This is a genomic window from Halobacillus rhizosphaerae (assembly GCF_046719735.1).
GTDB lineage: Bacteria > Bacillota > Bacilli > Bacillales > Halobacillaceae > Halobacillus_B > Halobacillus_B rhizosphaerae.
Genome location: NZ_JAUTWQ010000026.1, coordinates 40,791 through 59,720, shown reverse-complemented (window position 1 = coordinate 59,720; position 18,930 = coordinate 40,791). Strand labels below are relative to the sequence as shown.

The 18,930-nt window shown below is 44.0% G+C and carries 14 protein-coding genes, 1 tRNA gene and 1 other annotated feature; of the genes, 1 reads left to right on the top strand and 14 read right to left on the bottom strand.

All coding sequences use genetic code 11. From position 1 onward, the window contains the following. Nucleotides 1–399: 399 nt before the first annotated feature. The 6 genes from Q7A53_RS19745 to guaB form a co-directional block, all read right to left on the bottom strand. Nucleotides 400–492, bottom strand: a tRNA-Ser gene (locus Q7A53_RS19745). Nucleotides 493–1,031: 539 nt separating this feature from the next. After that, nucleotides 1,032–2,306, bottom strand: a complete 1,275-nt coding sequence (gene serS / locus Q7A53_RS19740) for a serine--tRNA ligase (RefSeq protein WP_411790929.1) — start codon at nt 2,304–2,306, stop codon at nt 1,032–1,034. 154 nt (nt 2,307–2,460) lie between these two features. Then, nucleotides 2,461–2,687 (bottom strand) — a binding site (T-box leader). 46 nt (nt 2,688–2,733) lie between these two features. Further along, nucleotides 2,734–3,324 (bottom strand): pyridoxal 5'-phosphate synthase glutaminase subunit PdxT, encoded by a 591-nt coding sequence (pdxT, locus tag Q7A53_RS19735; RefSeq protein ID WP_411790928.1) that lies wholly within the window; start codon nt 3,322–3,324, stop codon nt 2,734–2,736. 19 nt (nt 3,325–3,343) lie between these two features. Further along, nucleotides 3,344–4,228 carry a pyridoxal 5'-phosphate synthase lyase subunit PdxS gene (gene pdxS / locus Q7A53_RS19730; RefSeq protein ID WP_411790927.1) on the bottom strand — a complete coding sequence of 295 codons (885 nt, stop codon included), beginning with the start codon at nt 4,226–4,228 and terminating at the stop codon, nt 3,344–3,346. Between the two features lie 126 nt (nt 4,229–4,354). Continuing rightward, complete coding sequence (locus Q7A53_RS19725) at nt 4,355–5,692, bottom strand: serine hydrolase (RefSeq protein WP_411790926.1); 1,338 nt, start codon at nt 5,690–5,692, stop codon at nt 4,355–4,357. Nucleotides 5,693–5,799: 107 nt separating this feature from the next. Then, complete coding sequence (gene guaB / locus Q7A53_RS19720) at nt 5,800–7,269, bottom strand: IMP dehydrogenase (RefSeq protein ID WP_411790925.1); 1,470 nt, start codon at nt 7,267–7,269, stop codon at nt 5,800–5,802. Nucleotides 7,270–7,445: 176 nt separating this feature from the next. Here guaB and Q7A53_RS19715 point away from each other — a divergent pair, with 176 nt between their 5' ends. Continuing rightward, nucleotides 7,446–8,165: a YaaC family protein gene (locus tag Q7A53_RS19715; protein WP_411790924.1), complete on the top strand. Its 720-nt coding sequence runs from the start codon at nt 7,446–7,448 to the stop codon at nt 8,163–8,165. Nucleotides 8,166–8,182: 17 nt separating this feature from the next. Here the strand turns inward: Q7A53_RS19715 and Q7A53_RS19710 are convergent, their stop codons facing one another. The 8 genes from Q7A53_RS19710 to dnaA all read right to left on the bottom strand — a co-directional run bounded on the left by Q7A53_RS19710 (nt 8,183) and on the right by dnaA (nt 18,793). Then, nucleotides 8,183–9,286 (bottom strand): HD-GYP domain-containing protein, encoded by a 1,104-nt coding sequence (locus Q7A53_RS19710; protein WP_411790923.1) that lies wholly within the window; start codon nt 9,284–9,286, stop codon nt 8,183–8,185. A 195-nt stretch (nt 9,287–9,481) separates the two neighbouring features. Next, nucleotides 9,482–12,058 carry a DNA gyrase subunit A gene (gyrA, locus tag Q7A53_RS19705; protein ID WP_411790922.1) on the bottom strand — a complete coding sequence of 859 codons (2,577 nt, stop codon included), beginning with the start codon at nt 12,056–12,058 and terminating at the stop codon, nt 9,482–9,484. 104 nt (nt 12,059–12,162) lie between these two features. Further along, on the bottom strand, nt 12,163–14,085 hold the full coding sequence (gyrB, locus tag Q7A53_RS19700; protein ID WP_411790921.1) for a DNA topoisomerase (ATP-hydrolyzing) subunit B: 1,923 nt from the start codon (nt 14,083–14,085) through the stop codon (nt 12,163–12,165). 63 nt (nt 14,086–14,148) lie between these two features. After that, the gene (remB, locus tag Q7A53_RS19695; protein ID WP_411790920.1) at nt 14,149–14,430 is read right to left on the bottom strand and encodes an extracellular matrix regulator RemB; all 282 of its coding nucleotides are present in this window, start codon (nt 14,428–14,430) and stop codon (nt 14,149–14,151) included. Nucleotides 14,431–14,439: 9 nt separating this feature from the next. Continuing rightward, the gene (gene recF, locus Q7A53_RS19690; RefSeq protein ID WP_411790919.1) at nt 14,440–15,558 is read right to left on the bottom strand and encodes a DNA replication/repair protein RecF; all 1,119 of its coding nucleotides are present in this window, start codon (nt 15,556–15,558) and stop codon (nt 14,440–14,442) included. A gap of 24 nt (nt 15,559–15,582) precedes the next feature. Next, nucleotides 15,583–15,804, bottom strand: coding sequence for a S4 domain-containing protein YaaA (yaaA, locus tag Q7A53_RS19685; RefSeq protein WP_411790918.1), 222 nt, complete (start codon nt 15,802–15,804; stop codon nt 15,583–15,585). A gap of 315 nt (nt 15,805–16,119) precedes the next feature. Beyond that, on the bottom strand, nt 16,120–17,262 hold the full coding sequence (gene dnaN, locus Q7A53_RS19680; protein ID WP_411790917.1) for a DNA polymerase III subunit beta: 1,143 nt from the start codon (nt 17,260–17,262) through the stop codon (nt 16,120–16,122). 175 nt (nt 17,263–17,437) lie between these two features. Continuing rightward, a complete protein-coding gene (gene dnaA / locus Q7A53_RS19675; protein ID WP_411790916.1) occupies nt 17,438–18,793 on the bottom strand; it encodes a chromosomal replication initiator protein DnaA in 1,356 nt (451 codons plus the stop codon). Between the last annotated feature and the right edge of the window lie 137 nt (nt 18,794–18,930).

Here is an 18,930-nt window from a genome sequence, read left to right as displayed (position 1 = left end):
TATTTCCGTTCCTCTATTAATCATAAAGAGGGCTGGGAAATTGCGTCATGGTTCTCCCACAGGAGTCTCCTTTGGGAAGTGCGGGACAACTGAGACCCCGGGAGCTTTGCTCGAGGAGGCTCAGCGCCCGCCCCACGGAAAGCGATCCTTTTCCCACAGCCCCTAAGCTCTACCTATAGTCTCGAAACTAAGTCTTCATGAATTGGGAGCTTTTGTAGAACTATAGTTAAATTCTCATCTAAAAAATTCAACTCCAGTTTACTCATTACGATAACGATTAAAAATATAAAAAGCCCGGGAGCTATACTCCCGGGCTGTAAATGCAAAAAAAATCGTTACTCATCGTAACGATTTTTGTTCTATAAATCTCCAATATTTATGCGCTATTGTTGAAAAATATGGCGGAGGAGGAGGGATTCGAACCCCCGCGGGGCGTAAACCCCCTGGCGGTTTTCAAGACCGCTCCCTTCAGCCAAACTTGGGTACTCCTCCGTGTGACCGACAATGAATAATATATCACGGCTGTCCGCATTCGTCAATAAAATACTGTAATTCTGTCCACTTTTTTTCAAAAATCTACAGCATTCCGTATTCCTTCGACACAACCACTTGAATTATTATACTAATCACCTTACCTGCCGTCAAATTGAACTCCCTTTTTCTCTTTCATACCTTGTATGGTTTCGTTGCTTTGCAGGTGGATGACTCATTATTAAATCCGAACGAGGATAATAGGTTAAGAACATTCTACCCTCGCCGTTCGGATTTTTCCTGCTAACAATCAAAGGAGTATGAAAGTGGAAATATAAACCACAAACCAGCGTAGGAAATACACGGAGACTTCTGCGGGAGGAAGGCATAGGTTTGACCCCGGAGTGCAAAGCACGAGGAGGCAAATCAGCCGCCCGCGAAAAGCGGAGTGTATTTCCGAAGCGGTCATCCAAGGTAAGCCTCCGCACTTTCCTTGACGGTTCGTCCTTACAATGGATATTTAGTCAATGTTCCATACTCTTCTAATAAAATTCTTTTGTTTATTGAATGACCTCTTTACCGCCCATATACGGACGAAGGACTTCTGGAATCACAACAGAGCCATCTGCCTGCTGGTAATTCTCAAGAATTGCCGCTACAGTTCTTCCAATCGCAAGACCGGAGCCATTTAAGGTATGGACAAATTCCGGCTTGCCTTTTTCCTCACGGCGGAAACGGATGCCTGCCCGGCGTGCCTGGAAATCTTCGAAGTTAGAGCAAGAGCTGATTTCCCGGTAGGTCTCATAGCTTGGAATCCACACTTCAATATCGTATTTCTTAGCAGCGGTGAATCCTAAATCTCCCGTACACATGCTCATCACTCGGTAAGGAAGCTTCAACAGCTGAAGGACTTTCTCTGCATGTCCTGTCAGCTCCTCTAGCAACTGGTAAGAGTCTTCGGGTTTGGCGAGCTGGACAAGTTCGACTTTATTGAATTGGTGCTGACGTATCAAGCCTCGGGTATCGCGGCCGGCAGATCCTGCTTCAGATCGATAGTTCGTGCTGAAGGCCACATATTTTTGCGGTAATTCATCAGCAGACAAAATTTCTTCTCGGTGATAATTGGTTACCGGCACTTCTGCGGTTGGAACAAGGAAATAATCCCATCCTTCGATTTTAAACGCATCCTCTTCAAATTTAGGCAGCTGACCCGTTCCGGTCATAGACGTACGGTTCACCATCTGAGGAGGCAGCATTTCCTGATAGCCATGATGATCAGAATGAAGATCCATCATAAAGTTTAACAAGGCACGTTCAAGCCGAGCCCCTAATCCTTTATAGAAGGCGAAACGGCTGCCGGTTACTTTAGAAGCGCGTTCAAAATCGATAATATCAAGTTCTGTTGCCACATCCCAGTGCGCTTTCGGGTCAAAAGCAAAGTCCGGAAGATCTCCCCATTGACGCGCTTCTATGTTATCCTCTTCATCTTCACCAATTGGAACACTTTCATGCGGGATATTCGGAATGGATAACATTAAATTCTCCAGCTGTTCCTCTACGTCTTTAAGTTCCGTATCCAAGTCTTTAATTCGGTCGCCGACTTCACGCATTTCTTTAATTTTATCGTCCGCATTTTTCTTCTCTTTTTTTAACTGAGGGATTTCCTTAGAAACTTCATTACGCTTGGCTTTTAATTCTTCTGTTTCCTGAATTAGCTCACGGCGTCTGCTGTCAAGATCGCCAAAGCGGTCGAGATCAGAGAGATCTTCTCCTCTATGCTGTAATTTTTCTTTAATTTCGGCAAAATTTTTCCTTAAATGCTTCATGTCTAACATGGAAATTCCTCCTTTATTCTAATGGAAAAACTAAAACGCTGAGCAGCCCCGACAAGCTTAAGAAAAGGGTTGGTGGACCGCTTTTTATCCTAGCAGTCGATGAAGGCTAGGCAATGGAGCTGAAAATTAAAAAACTCCCGCCCCCTTTAATTAAAAAAGGGACGAGAGCTTGGTAAAAGGTTCCCGCGATACCACCCAGGTTGAAAGTCTACTTCCTGACTTTCCTGCTTAACACTCATAACGGTGAGGCTCCGGCTCAGCTTACTGGCTTCAGCTGAACACTCAAGGATGGATTCACAGGAGATTCTTATCAGTTTGCACCAGCCACTGACTCTCTAGAAAGAATGCGAACCTGTTACTGTTTCCTATCATCGCTTTGCTTTTATCAAACACGTTTATTTGTTAAATAACAATAGCCTAAAATAGATCAAGATGCAAGAGATTTTTTCGATTCTTCCGCCATTTTCACAAAATGTTCTGTGAGACGGTGGTCATCGGTCAATTCAGGATGGAACGAACAGGCTAAATACTGCTGCTGCTGCGCGGCAACGATATGGCCGTTATAGGTAGCAAGTACTTCTGCATTGTTCCCTACCCCTTCAATATAAGGTGCACGAATAAAGACCGCGTTATACCCTTCTGCAATCCCTTTAATATCAAGGTCGATTTCAAAGCTTTCACGCTGACGGCCAAAGGCATTTCTGCGAACTTGAATATCCATTAAGCCTAAATGAACATCTTGGGAGCCGTCGATTTCACTGGCAAGTAGAATTAACCCTGCACATGTACCGAAGATCGGTTTTCCCTGGTTGCCAAATTGACGAATAGGTTCAAGAAAACCGTACTTATCAATGAGACGTCGCATGGTTGTACTTTCTCCGCCGGGAACAATTAATCCATCCAGATCATCCAGCTGTTCTTTCTTTTTTACTACAATGGCTTCTGCACCGGAGGCTTCAAGAGAACGGACATGTTCACGAAAAGCTCCTTGAAGACCTAATACACCGATTTTAATCATGATGCATTTCTCCTTTTTCTTACTGGCTGCGCTCTTGCATACGCTGCTCGGGAGTCAGGGTGGACATTTCCATCCCTTTCATAGCTGTACCAAGACCTTTGGATAATTCTCCAATCAGCTTGTAATCATCGTAATGAGTCGTCGCTTCAACAATAGCACGAGCAAATTTCTCAGGATTATTTGATTTAAAGATCCCAGAACCGACGAATACACCATCGGCACCTAACTGCATCATTAGAGAAGCATCAGAAGGAGTAGCAATACCGCCCGCTGCGAAGTTAACGACTGGCAGACGTCCTTCTTCACGGATTTCCATCAGCAGGTCGAAAGGCGCACCGTGTTCTTTAGCAAACACCATCACTTCATCATCGGATAAGCTGCGAAGCTGACGAATTTGAGATTGAACCTGACGCATGTGTTTGACCGCTTCTACGATGTTCCCTGTTCCGGGCTCACCTTTCGTACGAAGCATGGAAGCTCCTTCACGAATACGGCGGGCAGCCTCTCCAATGTCGCGGCAGCCGCAGACAAATGGTACCGTATACTCATCTTTTTTAATATGATAAACGTCATCAGCCGGAGTTAGTACTTCACTCTCATCAATATAGTCAACGCCCATAGATTCAAGTACGCGCGCTTCAGAAATGTGACCGATACGCGCTTTAGCCATTACTGGAATGGACACAGCGTTCATCACTTCTTCTACAATCGTCGGATCCGCCATACGGGCGACACCGCCTGCTGCACGGATATCCGCTGGAACACGTTCCAAAGCCATAACGGCTACAGCGCCGGCTTCTTCTGCAATTTTTGCCTGTTCTGCATTAACAACGTCCATGATGACGCCGCCTTTCTGCATTTCGGCCATTCCTCTTTTTACACGATCAGTACCTGTTTGTGACATAATCAAATTCCTCCCTAGGTCAGCTGTATATTTTTAAAAACTCTTTGGTTTTACATCCAATCATTCTTACTTTCTATTGTAACGCATCAGCGCTGTAAATCCTATTAAATAAACTGGGATTATTTCCTAGAACCAGCCTTTGACGGTATCAACAGCTCCGTGGAAGATATCACTGAAGAAGTTTCCTATTCCTCCAAGAGCGAGCATAAACCAATTTGATTTTTCTACGGAAGATGTGGTGACTAAGTCTGTTTTTGTAGTACTCGCTTTACCAGTTAACAGGTTATGATACTTTTCATCGCCTTTGTAAACAAGTTCGGCTGTCCCTACTTTTTCTCCTTTTTTAACAGGAGCGGTTATTTTTCCGTCTTTATCAATCTTGTCTTTATTAAAGTGATACTTGATAGAGTATTGTTTCTCGTCTCCGTTCTTAACGACAGTGGCGAGTGCATCTTTCGCTTCCACCTCAACTTGATCTTCTTTCCCTTTGCTTACCTGGATTTCTGATTTATCTTTGATTTGATATCCAGCCGGGTATAGCTCTTTTTGCTTAAATTGCTGAAAACCATAGTCAAATAGCTTTCTTGTTTCCTGGAAACGGGCTTCTTTACTATCCGTTTTCATCACTACAGAAATTAAGCGCTGTCCGTCCCGTTTAGCGGTACCGGTGAAGCAGTAGCCGGCTAAGTCGGTAAATCCAGTTTTCAGACCATCGACACCTTCATATCCAAACTGCTTTAAGTAACCGGGCATATCCGGAAGCAGCCAGTTCCAGTTCTGAATCGTCTGGCCGTCAAATTCTGTCGTCGTCATACTCGTTACATCTAATGATTTAGGGTAATCATGAATTAAATGATAGGCAAGAAGCGCTGTAGATTTCGCAGAAAGTAAATTCGTGGCATCAGGTTCTGTCCCCTTGGGGCGGTTATCTCCTAAATCTTTATTTGATAGACCAGTGGAGTTAACAAATTGATAGTCCGGAAGTTTCATCTCTGCTGCTTTTTCATTCATCATTTTCACAAACTCTGCTTCAGAGCCTGCTACGAGCTCCGCAAGCGCAATGGTGGTCGCATTATCTGAATTAATGGCCATTGCTTCGTACAATTCACGTACTGTATAATCATGATTTTGTCGTAAACCTACCCCTGAAAAACCAGGATTGGCCGATATACTATAAGGATAATCACTGATTTGAGTCGTTGTGTCCCAGCTAATCTTCCCTTTATCAATGGCTTCAAGTACAAGGTACTCGGTCATCATTTTGGTCATACTAGCAGGAGGGAGGGTCAAATCTGAATTCTTTTCAAATAAAATCTTACCAGAACTTGCATCGACTAAAATAGCTGATTTCGCGTTTACGTCCACGGAAGCAGCATATGTAGATCCAGGATTCGCAAAAATTACCATCACACTAAGAACAAAGGCCATCGTGACTGCCATTGTTACTTGAAAACGTTGTTTCAAAATCTCTCAACCTCCACGGAAAATATTATGCATCTTTGTTATTTTATCACATGGATATTCAAAAAAATAGACAGGGAATAGTCCCTGTCTATGAATAAAAAACCAGGTCAAACGGAGTAGTTTGGTGCTTCTTTGGTAATTTGAACATCATGCGGGTGACTTTCTCTCAATCCCGCTCCGGTTATTCTTATAAATTTGGCGTCGTTACGAAGGGCATCAATGGTAGGGGTACCACAATATCCCATGCCTGAACGCAGCCCGCCGAGCAGCTGATGGATGGAATCAGCAAGAGGTCCTTTATATGGCATACGTCCTTCAATACCTTCTGGAACCAATTTTTTAGATTCGGAATCGTTTTGGAAATATCGGTCCTTAGAGCCTGCTTCCATCGCACCGACAGAACCCATGCCCCGGTATACTTTAAAGCGGCGTCCTTGGAAAATCTCTGTATCCCCTGGGCTCTCAGAAACTCCGGCAAGCAGACTTCCAAGCATAACAGCATGTCCTCCTGCAGCAAGAGCTTTCACAATATCACCGGAAAATTTAATACCGCCATCGGCAATGACCGGTTTGTTATATTTCTCTGCCTCTTTCGCACAGTCATTGATCGCTGTAATTTGCGGCACTCCAACGCCGGCAACCACACGGGTTGTACAAATAGATCCGGGTCCAATTCCTACTTTCACTACATCTGCCCCCGCTTCAATTAACTCGCGAGTGGCATCTGCTGTAGCTACGTTTCCGGCAATGATGTTGATCTCCGGATATTTCGCACGAATTCGTTTCACCTGATCAATAACCCCTTGAGAATGACCGTGAGCCGTATCAACGACCAGCGCATCGACTTTCGCTTCTACAAGCTTGTCAATCCGCGTCATGGCGTCGGCGGTTACTCCGACTGCCGCTGCCACAAGCAGGCGTCCTTGTTCATCTTTAGCAGCAAATGGAAATTCGATAACTTTTTCAATATCTTTTATAGTTATTAAACCTTTTAACACACCTTCATTATCAATCATCGGCAGCTTTTCAATCTTATACTGCTGAAGGATCTTTTCCGCTTCATCAAGCGTTGTCCCAACAGGAGCTGTGACTAAATTCTCGCTTGTCATGACTTCCGAAATCGCCATAGAATACTCTTCGATGAAACGAAGGTCGCGGTTGGTAATGATCCCAACCAGCTTTTGTTCCTCGATATTATTAACGATAGGAACTCCGGAAATACGGAATTTGCCCATTAAGTGTTCCGCATCAAACACTTGATGTTCAGGAGTGAGGAAGAATGGGTTCGTAATAACGCCGCTTTCTGAACGCTTGACACGGTCCACATGCTCGGCCTGTTCCTCAATAGACATATTCTTATGAATAACGCCGAGTCCCCCTTGTCTTGCCATACCGATAGCCATGGCAGCTTCCGTCACCGAGTCCATTCCCGCACTGATAATCGGTGTATTTAACTTTAAAGTCGGTGATAATTCAGAAGCTAAAGAAACATCACGAGGCAGGACGTCCGATTTTGCTGGCAGCAACAGGACATCATCAAACGTTAATCCTTCTTTAGTAAATTTATCCTCACGCATGCTTAATCCTCTCCTTTATTGAGATTAAAATACTTTGGGTTAAAGTGGGTAAAATAAATGAGAATGATTCCATTTCATATACTTATTGTTATTTACAATACGACATAGATTATGCTTTTTCAAGCATAAAAAAATGGGAGAAATCCCCTATTCGTAAGGAAAGGAGAAGAAATTTGGTGAAAGAAGATACAGAAGCGATCCTTACCTATTTGCAAGTAACCGCTCACACACGTCCTTTCCTCTCAGCCTGTTATGAAAAAATAGAAAATCGCAAAGCCGGGCAGCATGCCTACAATAATGCAGAAAGGTTTATCTACGGATTAAATTTCGGTCAGGAATACTGGAAAGCTGCTAAAGATACTCCTCTCAGCGTCCAGCCTCTGCTCTATTATTATAGTTTGACTCATTATTTAAAAAGCTGCCTGCTTACAGTGGACCCGGGATATCCAGCTACCGCTAAAGTATTAGCGCATGGATTATCAACGAGAAAGCGAAAAAAGCAGCACTACCGCTTTTTAGAAGATGATATTAGAATCCAGCCGCACGGGTTGTTTCCCTATGCAGCGATTCACTTGTTTAACTATCAACCCGATAAAGAGAAAATCTCTATGGATGAACTTATGCGGCCGCTTCCTTATATGCAGTGGATTTATCACTATAAAAATATTTCCACCGAGCTGCCCGAGGCCCCGTGGCCGGAATTTCTGACTCATTTTGCTATTCTTTATAATTTAAGCATGCTGGTGCGTTATGAAGGAGAATGGTGGGGAGAAATGCAGCAGTTAAAAGATCGGGATGACTACGTATTTATTGTCCATTATTTACAGGAAACATCCAAGCGCATCCCTCTTTTGGTTTCACAATGGTTAAAAGACCAGTTCACAGGTATTATTTAGTCGTGAACTGGTCTTTTTTAGTCGATAATTTCCTCTATATGCAGATCTAGTCTTTCTTTCAAATGCACAATCTCTCCATTTTCCTTAGTACGGAGCATCGGCCGGGCGGGATGATTGGTTTCTACAAACATGACTTCAGCTTCCTGCCCATTCGAAAGCTTGACTTTGCTGCCGGTCGAATAGCTAGCCAATTCTTTGGCTAACACTTGAATGACTTTGTGATCGTATCTTCCAAACTGTTCCTGAAGAATTTCTTCCAGTACTTTAAAGGGGGAATGCTTGTCCCGGTAAACGCGTTCAGAGGTCATCGCATGATACATATCACTGAGAGCGATGATCTGCCCGAATGGATGCAGCTTATCCTGATTTAATCCTAAAGGATAGCCGCTCCCATCTAAGCGTTCATGATGCTGGAGAATGGCAAGCTTGGCACTGATGCTTAAGGATGGGATGGATTCGACAAGCCGGTAGGAATAGGCGGCATGCTTTTTGACTTCCTCAAACTCTTGTTCATCTAATGATTCTTCTTTATTCAGGATGCGGTTATCTATTTTAGCCATGCCGGCATCACTTAACAGCCCCGCTAACCCAATTTGAATCCATTCTCCATAGGTATGCCCCATCTTTGCAGCTAGAAACGTGGAGATGACGGCCGTAGCCACACTGTGATGATAAGGATATTCCTGTTCAGAGGAATAATGGTGCAGAAGAAATACCTCCCGCCTGCTTTCCACCGCCCCTTCTAAAAGCGGAACCATAATAGTCCGTATTTGTTGGATATCAATGGGGGCACCGGACCGCCAGTTGGCGTACCACTGCTTATACTGCTGGACCGCTTCTAAGTATTGCTCTTGAAAAGATAAAGGCTCTTCGGCAGACGGTGGTGTTTCCGGAGAGATGGCGGGAGATTCAGGGTCTTCCATTTTCTCCAGCGGCATATACCGGGACCCATCTGATAATTTGGCTGCTACGTCTACCGAACTGATGAGAAAATTATGTAATACATGAATATGAGTGTGATGTATGACTGTATTTTTGGGGATGATCGGTCGTTTCGTCCGCCCCATTACTTCTTTAGTAAGGATACAGCCCGGAACCAATTGAGAAGGATGCACACGCATGCATTCTCCTCCTCTCTATTCTATTTTAATTTAGATCTAATCTGTACGGAGTTTATTATGTATGCTGTTAAAAGAGCAATTCTTTGACCTGAAATCCTGCTTATCACCAGCATTCTGCCCGCTCATGAAGGAACAAAAATAAAACGCCGCCTGTCCTTTATTATATCGACAGACGGCGTGCTATTATTTAGTTCATCAGGACTCATCGTCAGAAGATTTTTCATCCTCTTCCGGCTGATCAGCTGGTTCTTCTCCCTCAGTTTCAGAATCTGCAACATTCGCAGAATCCATTTCTTCTGAGGCTTCTACGGCTTCTTCCACAAGTTGTTCTTCTTCTTTTTCAGACTCAATCCTGGCCACGGTAGCAACTTCTTCACCGTCTCCAAGTCTGATCAAGCGAACTCCTTGAGTGTTTCTACCCGTTTCAGAAATGCTTTCCACTGGCATACGGATTAACACACCGCTAGCGGTAATAATCATAACATCCTCTTCACCAGTCACGGCTTTAGTGGCAACCACCTGGCCATTACGCTCGGTGAGATTACAGGTAATGATCCCTTTACCTCCGCGGTTGGTGATTCTATATTCTTCCGCAGGGGTCCGTTTACCAAATCCTTTGTTCGTAACCGTCAGCACTTGGAGGGTATCATCAATAATTTCCATCGATACCACTTTGTCGTCTTCGCGAAGAGAAATCCCTTTCACTCCGGCAGCTGTACGGCCCATCGCCCGGATTTGATCCTCATTAAAGCGAATCAAGTAACCGTTCTGCGTGCCGATCATAATGTCTTTGGTGCCATTGGTTAAACGAACGGAAATTAATTCATCATCTTCCCGCAGACCAAGAGCAATCAGCCCGCCTTTACGGATATTGGCAAATTGGGAAAGCGTCGTCCGCTTCGTAATTCCATTCCTGGTGGTAAAGATTAAATACCAGTCATCGACGAAATCTTCTACCGTAATGACAGCGTTAATCCACTCGTCCTGTTCAATATTCAGCATATTGATGATTGGAATCCCTTTAGCCGTCCGGCTGAACTCTGGCACTTCATACCCTTTCGCTTTATACACTTTTCCTTTGTTCGAGAAGAAAAGTAACGTATTATGCGTCGAAGTAGACAAGAGATGCTCGACAAAATCTTCCTCATGGGTACCCATTCCCTGAACGCCGCGTCCGCCGCGCCGCTGGGAGCGATACGTAGTTGCTGGCAGTCGTTTCACATACCCCTGGTGAGTCAGTGAGACGATGACGGTTTCTTCAGGAATTAAGTCTTCATCCTCAATAAAGTCCGTTCCGCCAAGTACAATTTCCGTGCGGCGTTCGTCATTGTAGCGTTCTTTAATATCAAGAAGCTCTTCACGGATAATTTCCAGTACTTTTTCTTCGTCTGCCAGAATCGCTTTCAGTTCATCAATGAGTTTAACTAAGTCCTGGTATTCACTCTCAATCTTCTCTCGTTCCAGTCCAGTCAAGCGCTGCAGACGCATATCGAGAATGGCCTGTGCCTGCTTTTCAGACAGACCGAAACGCTCCATTAACCCTGTACGGGCAATGTCTGTTGTCTGTGATTCACGAATCAATTTAATGACTTCATCCAGATGATCAAGAGCGATACGCAGCCCTTCTAAAATGTGGGCACGAGCTTCAGCTTTACGTAATTCGTAGGCCGTTCTCCGGCGAATCACTTCTTTCTGGTGTTCCAGATAGTATTCCAGACACTGCTTAATATTAAGCACGCGCGGATGACCATTGACAAGCGCAAGCATGTTGATGCCGAATGTGGTTTGCAGGGCTGTCATTTTGTATAAATTGTTTAACAGCACGTTAGGGTTGGCATCTTTTCTCAGCTCAATGACCATACGCATTCCGTTACGGTCGGATTCATCACGCAGGTCGGTAATGCCGTCTATTTTCTTATCACGGGCAAGCTCGGCAATCTTCTCGACTAACCGTGCTTTATTCACCTGGTAAGGAAGTTCATTCACGATAATGCGTGGTTTCCCATTAGCGAGCTCTTCAATCTCGGCATTAGCACGGACAGTGATCGAACCTTTGCCCGTTTCATAAGCCTTACGAATACCACTCAGGCCGAGAATTTTACCAGCCGTCGGGAAATCCGGACCGTAAATATAATTCTCCATCAGCTCTTGGATCGAAATATCCGGATCCTTACTCAGCGCAAGGACGCCGTCAATGACTTCACCCAGCTGATGAGGGGGAATATTCGTTGCCATCCCTACTGCAATCCCGGAACCGCCGTTTACGAGCAAGTTCGGAAATTTAGCTGGCAAGACTTTCGGTTCTCTCTCGGTACCATCATAGTTATCATCATAATCGATGGTGTCTTTATTAATATCTTTTAAAATCTCCATCGAGATCTTGGACATTCTTGCTTCTGTGTAACGCATGGCTGCGGCAGCGTCGCCATCCACAGAACCAAAGTTTCCGTGGCCGTCTACCAGCATATAGCGATAGTTAAAGTCCTGCGCCATCCGCACCATCGTATCGTATACAGCAGAGTCACCGTGAGGGTGATACTTACCAATAACTTCCCCAACGATACGGGCAGATTTCTTGTAAGCTTTGTCCGCGTGCATTCCGAGATCATGCATCGCATATAAAATACGGCGGTGCACAGGTTTTAAGCCGTCTCTCACGTCAGGAAGGGCACGAGCCACAATGACACTCATCGCATAATCGAGAAACGACGTACGCATCTCCTGGCTGATATTTACTTCCTGCACGCGCGGGCGTTCGGGTTGATCCACCATTCTTTTACCTCCTAGTTACCTGTGAGTCAGAAAAGAACGACGTACTGCCGTTCTAATGAAAAAATCACAGAGGTATCTCATTCTATCTATTTCTAACGTTTTAATTACACGTCCAAATTCTGAACATACTGGGCATTTTCCTGAATAAAGTTACGACGTGGTTCCACCTTATCTCCCATAAGAATATCAAAGGTTTCATCCGCTCCGATCGCATCCTCAAGACTGACTTGAAGCAGCGTTCTTGTATCAGGATCCATCGTTGTTTCCCAAAGCTGTTCCGGATTCATCTCCCCTAAACCTTTGTAGCGCTGTACGCCAGGTTTTGGTGAGTTAGGAAGCTCTGCCAGCATCTTATCCAGCTGTTTATCACTATACGTGTAATAAGCGGCTTTCCCTTGCTGAATTTTATATAATGGCGGCTGCGCAATATAAATATAGCCTGACTCAATTAATGGACGCATGTAGCGGTAGAAGAAGGTCAATAGCAGCGTTCGAATATGCGCTCCATCTACGTCGGCATCTGTCATAATGACAATCTTATGATAACGGGCTTTAGCGATATCAAAGTCTTCGCCAATCCCTGTTCCGAGGGCAGTAATAATCGTACGCACCTCGTTATTGGAAAGTATTTTATCTAAACGGGCTTTCTCCACGTTGATAATCTTCCCGCGCAATGGCAGAATCGCCTGGAAATGGCGGTCCCGTCCTTGCTTGGCGGATCCACCGGCAGAGTCCCCCTCAACCACATACAGTTCAGAGATTCTGGCATCTTTGGAAGAACAGTCTGCCAGTTTACCTGGTAGATTGGAGACTTCCAGTGCGTTCTTACGACGGGTCAGCTCACGGGCTTTCTTAGCGGCCATACGGGCTCTGGAAGCCATCAGACCTTTTTCCACAATGCTTCGCGCCATATTAGGGTTTTCGAACAGATATTTTGAAAAGCCTTCAGAGAACAGAGAATCAGTTACGGTTCGTACCTCACTGTTTCCGAGCTTCGTTTTGGTTTGACCTTCGAATTGTGGATCAGGGTGCTTAATCGAAATAATCGCCGTCAAGCCTTCCCTGACGTCATCCCCAGTCAGATTCGGATCCGTCTCTTTAAACATATTATTCTTTCGGGCATAGTCATTAATTACACGGGTTAGACCGGTTTTGAACCCTGATTCATGCGTTCCGCCCTCGTAAGTATGAATGTTATTCGTATAAGAATAAATGTTACTGGCAAATCCGTCATTGTACTGAAGAGCGACCTCTACGGTAATCTCATCCTGCTCGTCCTCTACGAAAAACGTTTCGTGGAGAGCTTCACGTGTACGATTCATGTGTTCGACGTAAGAGACAATACCGCCTTCATAATAATAATCCTTCGGTTCTTCATCTGTACGCTTATCTTCAATCGTGATGGTGAGTCCGCGGTTTAGAAAGGCAAGCTCACGCAATCGATTGGCAAGTGTCTCAAATTTATATTCTTTCGTTTCCGAAAAGATTTCCGGGTCCGGATCGAAATGAATCCGCGTTCCGGTAATATCGGTTTCTCCGATCACCTTCAAGTCCTCTTGCGGTACACCGCGGCGGAATTCCTGGTAGTAAATATTTCCATGCAGATGAACAAAAACTTCTAACTGGGTAGACAAAGCGTTTACCACTGATGCGCCTACACCGTGCAGTCCACCGGAAACCTTATAACCTCCACCGCCGAATTTACCGCCGGCATGAAGAACGGTCATAATGACTTCTACCGCGGGACGTCCGGTTTTTTCCTGAATACCTACTGGGATTCCCCGTCCGTTATCCGTTACGGTAATGCTGTTATCCTTTTCGATGTATACTTGAATATGATCGCAAAAACCGGCCATGGCCTCATCAATACTATTATCTACAATTTCCCACACCAGATGGTGAAGTCCTTTTTCATTCGTTGACCCGATATACATTCCGGGACGTTTACGAACCGCTTCTAACCCTTCAAGCACCTGGATCTGACTCTCATCATAGGATTGATATTCTCCGACTGTTTCTTCCTTCATGGTACTCACCTACATTCCTCAAGTGGTTTATCTCTTCCTTCGACATGGCTGCGTGGCCCTGGTTTATTCCATTTCCTCTGAGAAGTCCTCAAGCTTATTAAGCGTCGACATCATATTGGCACGTTTTTTCAACGTGAAGACAGATAAGGGGCTGAAATAAATAATGTCATTGGTCACTACAATGGCTTTTGCATTATTTTCTTCTGTTTCTACCACTCGTTTATTCTTCCGTTGGTTGAAAATCATTTCTTCAATAATTGAAGAAGAGGACATAAGACTCTGATCGATGATTGCTACGACGTCTTTAGATTGAATCACATGGTCATCCCCGATGTGAATAAACAACTTGCCACCTCATTTCTGAACCTCGATGGTTCCATCCTTTACGTGAAAAATTTCAGCCTGGTCCAGCGCTTCGTGTTCAATTCCATCTATACTTGTCGTCGAGACAAAAGTTTGCACCTTCCCCTGAATGGTGTGCAGAAGGTGAGACTGGCGGAAATCATCCAGTTCACTCAACACATCATCAAGCAGAAGGATGGGATATTCGCCTACTTCACTATGAATCAGCTCGATTTCAGCAAGTTTCAAAGATAAAGCGGTCGTTCGCTGCTGACCTTGAGACCCATAAGTCTGGACATCCTTGCCGTTGACATAGAATACAAGGTCATCCCTGTGCGGGCCGGCAAGTGTTGTTCCGCGGTCAATTTCTTTACTCTCTATCTCTAAAAACTTCTCTTCATAGGTCTTTTTTATTATTTCCAAATTCATATCCTCTGATACTTTGACACTGGCATCATAGGAAATCTCAAGATTTTCGAGGTTCCTGCTGATTCCCTCATGAATAGGGGCTGCCCAGGAACGAAGCAGCTGTAAAAACTTAAACCGACGTTCGATAATGGTCGCAGCATGTTCCATCAGCTGGTCAGTCAAAACACTCAGCATGGTGCGGTCAGCTCCGGGCTTGCGCTGCAGTTCCTTTAATAAATGGTTCCGCTGGCGTAAAACCTTCTGATACTGTCCCAGATGATAGATGTACGTAGGTTGAATTTGACCGATTTCCATGTCAATAAACCGACGACGCACCTGAGGACTGCCTTTGACAAGGTTTAAATCCTCAGGTGCAAACATGACGACATTTAAGGCACCTATATAATCGCTTAAGCGCTTTTGCTCAATATGATTTAATTTCGCTTTCTTCCCTTTATTGGAAATAACAATTTCCAGTGGAAACCGGCGATTCCGTTTAAATACACTACCTTTTATTTTACCATACTCTGCGTCCCATTGTATTAATTCTTTATCACGGGGAGTACGGTGAGATCTCGTAAACGCTAACACGTAAATGGCTTCCATCAAATTGGTCTTTCCCTGGGCGTTTTCACCAATGATGACATTTATGGTGTGATCGAAGGTTAATGAAAGCTGATCATAGTTTCGGTATGATCGTAAAGACAATTCATTAATATACATAATTTGTAAGTTTTGGCGGTCCGGTTACTCTCCCCGGACGACCTCATACATTCCAAATTCTTCGACTTCAACTGTATCTCCCAGGTACAGTTTTCTTCCGCGGCGGTTTTCAAGCTCACCATTCACATAAACTTCAAATTCAGCTAGGAAGATTTTTACCATGCCGCCTGATTCCACCACATTAGCTAATTTTAAAAATTGTCCCAGCGGAATATATTCTGTTGAGATCTCAATACGTTCGTTCATATCATTCACCCTATTTCCATGAATTGACCTTCTTTTATTTTACTAAAGATCTGGCTGTAAGAAAAGACAAGAGCAGAATAAGACAGAAAATAGAAGGAAAGGACGATTTTTTCTTCCAAAATGGCGTTTTTTATCCCACTGATCCTGGCATTATTCTGCTGGGTCTACTTTTTTTCTACGTGAATCATTTCACTAAAAGATTTTTTGATCAAAATAAGAGATTCCACTACTAGGAAAAGGGGCGGTATACAAGCGCCTGATCATAAAAAAATGCCATTATGAGCAATGTCATAATGGCATTCCTAGTTTCCAGCATTAATACGTACGCACTGGGAGAATCAGCTGAAGAACTTGTTCATCATCCACAGGACGAATCAGGAACGGGCGCATGGCTCCTGTGAATTCTACTTTAACTTGATCGTAATCGATCGCTTTTAATGCATCCATCATATATTTAGAACTGAACGAAATCTTTAAATCTTCCCCTTCGACGGAATCCGCAATGACTTCTTCTATCACGTTTCCTACTTCTGGAGAGTTGCCGTTGATTTCGATTTCATTGTCTTCTTTTGTAATCAATCGTACGACATTATTACGGTTTTCTTTCGCTAATAGAGAAGCGCGATCCACTGACTGCAGCAATTCCTTCGTGCCAATTTTGACGATCGTTTTACTTTGTTCAGGGATCAGGCGAGACGTTTCTGGATAATTGCCATCAAGTAAGCGCGACAAGAAATATAAGTGCTTCGTACGGAATAACACTTGGTTCTCCGTCACACTAATATCGATCTTGTCCTGAGAATCATCCAGAATCTTATTTAATTCCGTTAAGCTCTTACCAGGAATAACGATCGACGGCAATTCCAAGCGTTCTTCTGACTCCCCAAGCGGAATTTGACGGGAAGCTAAACGGTGGCTGTCCGTCGCCACAAAATGAAGCACGCCTGCCTCAATTCGAACGTTTACCCCAGTTAGAATCGGACGGGTTTCAGAAGTGGACACAGCAAATACCGTCTGCCTGATTAAATTTTTCAGTAAATCAATCGGCAGCTCAAAGCTGTCCTCCGTATGTAATTGAGGAAGCTGAGGGTACTCTTCTGGATCCTGGCCATTTAGATGGAATTCTGCGCTTCCTGACCGAATCGTGACGTTTCTATGATTATCACTTTCTATTTCTACGGTTTTCTGAGGTAGTTTACGAACAATGTCCGGGAAATATTTAGCCTGAAGTACAACACTGCCAGGTTCAATATTCTCCACATAGACAATACCGTCTTCTTCTTCAGGGATAAAGGATTCAATAGAGATATCCGAATCACTTCCTGTCAGCTTTACCCCGTTCTGTGAAGCTTCCAGTTTCATTCCAGTCAATATTGGAATCGTAGTTCTTGATGAGATGGCTTTCATGACATCTTGGACGCTGTCCATCAATTGGTCGCGTTGAATGATAAATTTCATAAATACACTCCTCCTACTGAGCATATATTACTTATATTTTTGTATTATAAAACCGTAATAGTAATAGTATGGGCTGTGGATTTGTGGATAACCGGATTGAACGTAATCACTGTATGGTTATCCACATGTGAATAACCTGTTGATGTACGTGGTCCGGTTATACACACTATCCAGATTAATGAGATTTTAATTGTTCCGTAATTTCATCCAATTCTCTTTGCAGCTGCTGATCCGCAGCAATCATTTTAGAAATTTTTTCATGGGCATGTATAACAGTAGTGTGATCGCGCCCTCCAAATTCTTCTCCGATCTTAGGCAGAGAATAGTCGGTAAGCTCTCTCGTTAGATACATCGCAATTTGTCTTGGAAAAGCGATCGATTTCGTTCGTTTCTTAGCTGGAAAGTCTTCCAGACGGACATTGTATTTCTCGCCTACCATTTCCTGAATCGCCTCGATAGTAATGACCCGGGGCTTGGAGCTTGGAATGATATCTTTCAAGGCCTCTGCCGCAAGCGAAGCATTGATGTCGCGATTGATTAACGAAGAATAGGCAACCACACGAATGAGAGCCCCCTCCAGTTCGCGAATGTTTGTATCAATTTGATTCGCAATATAAAGCATCACTTCATTCGGGATATCAAGGCCCTCTGCCTTCGCTTTCTTACGCAGAATGGCAATCCTTGTCTCCAGATCCGGCGGAGTAATATCAGTGATCAGCCCCCACTCAAACCGGGATCTAAGCCTGTCTTCAAGCGTTGGTATTTCCTTAGGCGGACGGTCACTGGAAATCACGATTTGTTTACTTTCTTCATGAAGCGTATTAAATGTATGGAAGAATTCCTCCTGGGTTTGTTCTTTCCCGGCAAGGAATTGAATATCATCAATTAAAAGCACGTCCACACTGCGGTATTTATTGCGAAAATTAACCGCTTTGTTATCCCGGATCGAATTAATAAATTCATTCGTAAATTTTTCAGAAGACAAATAAACCACTTTAGCATTCGGGTTATGATCTAATACATAATGGCCAATCGCGTGCATTAAGTGGGTCTTTCCAAGGCCGACTCCTCCGTAGATAAACAGTGGATTGTAAGCTTTAGCAGGTGCTTCTGCAACGGCAAGGGAGGCAGCATGAGCAAATCGGTTCCCTGAGCCAATAACAAAGGTATCAAAGGTATACTTTGAGTTCAGCATGCTCTGCGGTGATTCCTCATTACCGTTATTTTTCACGTCGGGTACTTTTTTAGAAGACAGTTTCACATCTTCAAGCGACTGATCTTTCGACTCGGGAATAATAAATTTAGTCTCAAGCTCAACACCGGTCACTTCATTTAACGTCTCCGTTATTAAGCCTTCATACTGGTTCTCCAGCCAGTCTCTGGCAAATTCATTTGGTGCGACAATGGTTAACGTGCTTTCCGTTAAGGAATCGGCTTTGGTAGCTTTTAACCATGTTTCAAAACTGGGTTTGCTGATTTTCTCTTTGATCTTCTCCAAGGTATTGTCCCAAAGTTCGTGGATGTTCTCCAAATTGTTTCACCCCTTTCACTATCAATGGAAAACAAAAAAGCCTTTCGTTCTCTTTTTCGAACGACGCGAAGGGATCGAAAGGCGATTGTATAAGGTTTGTATAAAGTTGTCGATAGAAAAACTTCTGAACGTATGTG